Origin of the sequence: Marilutibacter aestuarii (assembly GCF_006546775.1) — a bacterium.
GTDB lineage: Bacteria > Pseudomonadota > Gammaproteobacteria > Xanthomonadales > Xanthomonadaceae > Marilutibacter > Marilutibacter aestuarii.
Genome location: NZ_VICE01000138.1, coordinates 1 through 4704, shown reverse-complemented (window position 1 = coordinate 4704; position 4704 = coordinate 1). Strand labels below are relative to the sequence as shown.

The window sequence follows — 4704 nt, the reverse complement described above, 5'->3', positions numbered from 1 at the left end:
CTGCGAGCTGCCGGCCCGCATCATCGGCGACGTCACCCTGGAGAAGCTCGACGGCATCGTGTACTCGCTCAACGGCCGCACCGACGTGGGCGAGGACATGGGCGGCGACGTCGCCAATCCCTACCCGCAGGCGCGCCAGGGCATCCTGCGCATCGAACCGGGTGTCACCGTGTTCGGCTCGGCCGGCGCCGACTTCCTGATGGTCAATCGCGGCTCGCAGATCTTCGCCGAAGGCACCGCCGCCGAACCCATCGTCATGACCAGCCGCGAGAGCGTCGAGGGCACCACCGACGTCAACTCGATCGGCCAGTGGGGCGGCCTCGTGCTGCTGGGCCGCGCCGCGATCAGCACCTGCCCGGGTACCGCGCAGCCGGGCACGCCCACCTGCGAAGCGCAGGTCGAGGGTGCGAACGGCTTCTTTGGCGGCAATGACGACACCGACAATACCGGCGTCCTCCGCTACGTGCGCGTCATGCACTCGGGCTTCGAAGTGCTGCCGGACGTCGAGCTCAACGGCATCACCATGGCGGGCCTGGGCAGCGGCACCACCATCGACTACGTGCAGGTGCACAACAGCTCCGACGACGGCATCGAGTGGTTCGGCGGCAAGGTGAACGCCAAGCACCTGGTGATGACCGGCATCGACGACGACAGTTTCGACACCGATTCCGGCTTCCGCGGCGCGATCCAGTTCGGCCTGGTCGTCCAGCGCGATGGCGGCGGCGACCGCGTCAACGAGATGAGCTCGCAGGACCTGCCCTACCGCTCCAACCCCGTGCTCGCCAACGTGACCTACGTCAGCAAGGGCCATGACAACGTGGTCGTGCTGAACCAGGGCACCCTGGTGAACTACTACAACGCGGTGTTCACCGGTGGCAACCCGGCCTGCATCGAGTTCCAGTCGGCCACCACCGAAGGCACGTTCGATTCGACCTACGCCTCGTGCGACCAGCCCTTCGCCAATGGCGCGGGCGGGGCCGAAGCCACGGCGTTCGCCGCCGGCACCAACAACGCCACCGGCGCTTCGACGCTGACGGGCACCTTCATCAACGGTGCCAACGAGTCGGCGGTCCCCGCGTACTCCGGCCTGTCGACCGTGAACCCCTTCTTCGAGGACGTCGACTACATCGGCGCGGTGAAGGACTCGGCCGACACCTGGTGGGAAGGCTGGACCTGCGGCCTGACCAGCAACGATCCCTGCTGATGGCATGCCCGCGGCCGCAGGGGGTGGCCGCGGGAGGACGGGGCCCCGATGTCCGGGGCCCCGCCCGCACCCCGATGCCGCGGCCCGACCGCGGCATCGGCTTATCGGACACAACGGACCCATTGAAAGGCTGCCACTCATGACGCTCACCACCGCCCGCACGGGCCTGTTCCTGGCGATCGCCGCCCTGCTTGCGCCGCATGGCGCGCTGGCACAGGCGAGCACGGCCGAACCGGCCTCTTCAGAACAATCGCCGCCCGCCGACGCCGGCACCCCGGACCAGGCGGCCACCGAACTCGACGCCGTCCAGGTGCGCGGCGAGTTCATCCCGCAACCGATGCTGACCAGCTCGGCGGTGATGACCCACGTCTCGCGCGAAGACCTCTCGCGGCAAGGCGACAGCACGGTCGCCGACGCCCTGGTCCGCGTCGCCGGCCTCAGCGTCAACGAGGGCAAGTACGTCTACGTGCGCGGCCTCAACGAGCGCTATTCCTCGGCGCTGCTGAACAACTCGCCGCTGCCGAGTCCCGAGCCGCTCAAGCGCGTGGTCCCGCTCGACCTGTTCCCGACCAACATGCTCGACACGGTCGAGATCCAGAAGACCTACTCGGTGCGATTCCCCGGCGAGTTCGGCGGCGGCACCATCAACCTGACCAGCGCCGTGGTGCCCGAAGCGCCCTTCCTGACCCTGAAGGCCGGCATCGGTGGCAACAGCGAGACGACCGGGCAGCCCGGCCTGACCCATTACGGCGGTGGCGCCTCGGACTTTTTCGGCTTCGACGACGGCACCCGCAAGATGTCGACCGAACTGCGCGATGCGCTGGCCACCGGAAAGCGCATCACCCCCGGTCCGGACTTCAGCAGCGAAGAGGTCAAGGCGATCGGCCGCAGCTTCGTCAACGCCCCGCTCAACCTGCTGCAGACCACCGACCACGTCGACCCCGATTACGAGTACGAAATCAGCGGCGGCAACGCCTTCGACGTCGGCACCAGCTCACGCCTGGGCGTGATCGCGACCGCGGCGCTCAAGAACAAGTGGCGCACCCACGAAGGCGTCCAGCAGGACGGCGCCGTCGAGCAGGGCCAGATGGCGGTCCAGAGCGACTACGACTTCCTGTCGACGACCAACCAGGCCACCGTGAACGGCCTGCTCGGCGTGACCCTGGACATGGAGGACCACACCATCGGCGTGATGACGATGTACGTCCACGACACCGACAAGGAGACGCGCAGCACCGAGGGCTACAGCCTGCTGACGGGCGACAACATCCGCGACGACACCACCCGCTGGTACGAGCGTGAGCTGATCAACACCCAGTTGACCGGCAAGCACGTCTTCGGCGAGTTCCGCGACCTCACCATCGACTGGCGCGCCGGCCATTCGCGCGCCAGCCTGGATGCGCCGTACGAGAAGGGTTTCCGCTACCGCGAGGACCAGGACGGCAACTGGTTCCACGATGCCTCGCAGGCGCAGAACTACACCCGCTTCAGCGAGGTCAACGAACGCGTCGATTCCGCGGGCGTCGACGCGGCCTGGCGCCTGCCGACCGACATCGACTTCTACCTGAACTTCGGCGCGGCCTGGTCGGACACCGAGCGCGACGCGGTGCAGCGCGAGTTCCGCTTCCTGTCGCTGGGCAACCTGCCCTTCCCCAACCGCTACCAGCGTCCGGACTTCCTGCTCTCCGACTACAACATCAGCCAGGGCTACATCACCCTGCGCGAGACCACCGGCGGTACCGGCGCGGCGGCCTACGACGGCGCGCTGGAAACCAGGGCGCTCTACGTGGAAGCCGAGTCGCAACTGACCGACAACCTGCGGGCGACCGCGGGCGTTCGCTACGAGGACGCCACCCAGTCGGTGGAGCCGATCGACCTGTTCGACGTCGGCCAGCCGCTGCCGACCGCACCGCCGCTGGAGAACGACTACTTCCTGCCCGCCGTCTCCGTCACCTGGAACTTCGCCGACAACCAGCAGTTGCGCATGGCCGCGTCGAAGACCATCGCACGACCGCAGTTCCGCGAACTGGCGCCGCAGCAGTACCTGGACCTGGACAGCGACCGCCTGGTGATCGGCAACCCGTTCCTGGTCGACTCCGAGCTGCTGAATTTCGACGCACGCTACGAGTGGTACTTCAATCGCGGCGAATACCTGAGCGCCGGCGTGTTCTACAAGAACATCGACAAGCCGGTGGAGGTGGTGCTCAACGGCCGTTCGGGCTCGAGCTGGCAACAGAGCTTCATCAATGCACCCGAAGCGGTGGTCTACGGCCTGGAGCTGGATTTCCGCAAGTACTACGAGAGCCCCTTCGAGTGGACCGGCGACAGCCGCTTCTTCGTCAGCGCCAACTACACCTACTCCGACTCGGAGGTCCGGGTCGACGACGGCGACGTCGCCTACACCCTGGCGGGCAACGGCAACCCACAGCCGGCCTCGGAACTGGTCATGGACGGCAGCCGGCTGCAGGGACAGTCCGAGCACCTGGCCAACCTGCAGCTGGGCATGGAGGACTCGAGCGGCAGCCAGGCGACCCTCCTGGTCGGTTATGCCAGCGAGCGGATCAACGCCCGGGGCATCAACGGCTTCGATCCGGCCACCGGCAACACCATCGTCGTCCAGCCGGACTACGTGCAGGACCCGGGCACGACCGTCGACCTGGTGCTGAAGAAGGTCTTCACGCTGTGGAACGTCGACATGGAGCTCGGCCTGGAGGCGCGCAACCTGTTCAACCAGGAGTACAGCGAATACCAGGAGTTCGGCGGTGGGCGTGCCGACGTGATGCGCTACGACCTGGGCACCAGCTACATGCTCAGCCTGTCGGCCTCGTTCTGAGGCCCGGCGGGGATTGCGAGGCGAAGGCCCGGGCGCGAGTCCGGGCCTTCGTGCATTTCATGTGTCAATTGAAGTCATAGCGTCACAAATCCGTCTCATCCTGTTCGCGTCGCTGAAATCTCGCGCCGCCATGCCCTCGCGGGCTCCCCAGGACCGACAACGGACCCCACGTGATCCACGCCCTGCCCACCCTGGACGATGACAGCCGCAGGCGCCTGCTGCGCCAGGCCTGCGTGGCGGTCGAGGTCGCGCTCGTCGCGATGCTTGCGTTCCAGGCGGCACGGCTCGCCTGGATGCTGATCGTGCCGCCGGCGCCCGTCGGCGCGACCGCAGGCCTGGCGCGTGAAGCGGCACCGGCGCCGGGCTTCGTCGATGCCTTCCACCCCGGGTCGCCCTCGACCAGTCCCGGCGCCGATGAACGCATGACAGGCTTCGCGGTCCACGGCCTGCGCATGGATCCCCGCCCGGGTGGCGCGAATGGCGCCGCCATCATTGCCGGGCCCGACAAGACCCAGCATGCCTACCGGGTCGGCGATGTCGTTGCCGACGGCATCGTGCTGGCGCGGGTCGAACCTGGCTACGCGGTATTGCGCCGCGGCGGCCGCGAGGTCCCGCTGGCCCTGGTCGCAGGCCCGCAGCCGTCATCGCCCGCCGGCGGCGGGCGTTT

Annotated in this window: 3 protein-coding genes; all 3 read left to right on the top strand. The window is 67.8% G+C overall.

What is annotated here, in order from left to right; translation table 11 throughout:
• Positions 1 to 1204: hypothetical protein (locus FKV25_RS16300; RefSeq protein ID WP_170218657.1), on the top strand; the 1204-nt coding region annotated here is incomplete at its 5' end.
• Positions 1205 to 1343: 139 nt separating this feature from the next.
• Positions 1344 to 4037 carry a TonB-dependent receptor domain-containing protein gene (locus tag FKV25_RS14315; protein ID WP_141519470.1) on the top strand — a complete coding sequence of 898 codons (2694 nt, stop codon included), beginning with the start codon at positions 1344 to 1346 and terminating at the stop codon, positions 4035 to 4037.
• A 170-nt stretch (positions 4038 to 4207) separates the two neighbouring features.
• The coding region (locus tag FKV25_RS14310; RefSeq protein WP_281286246.1) for a type II secretion system protein N at positions 4208 to 4704 on the top strand (497 nt) is incomplete at its 3' end.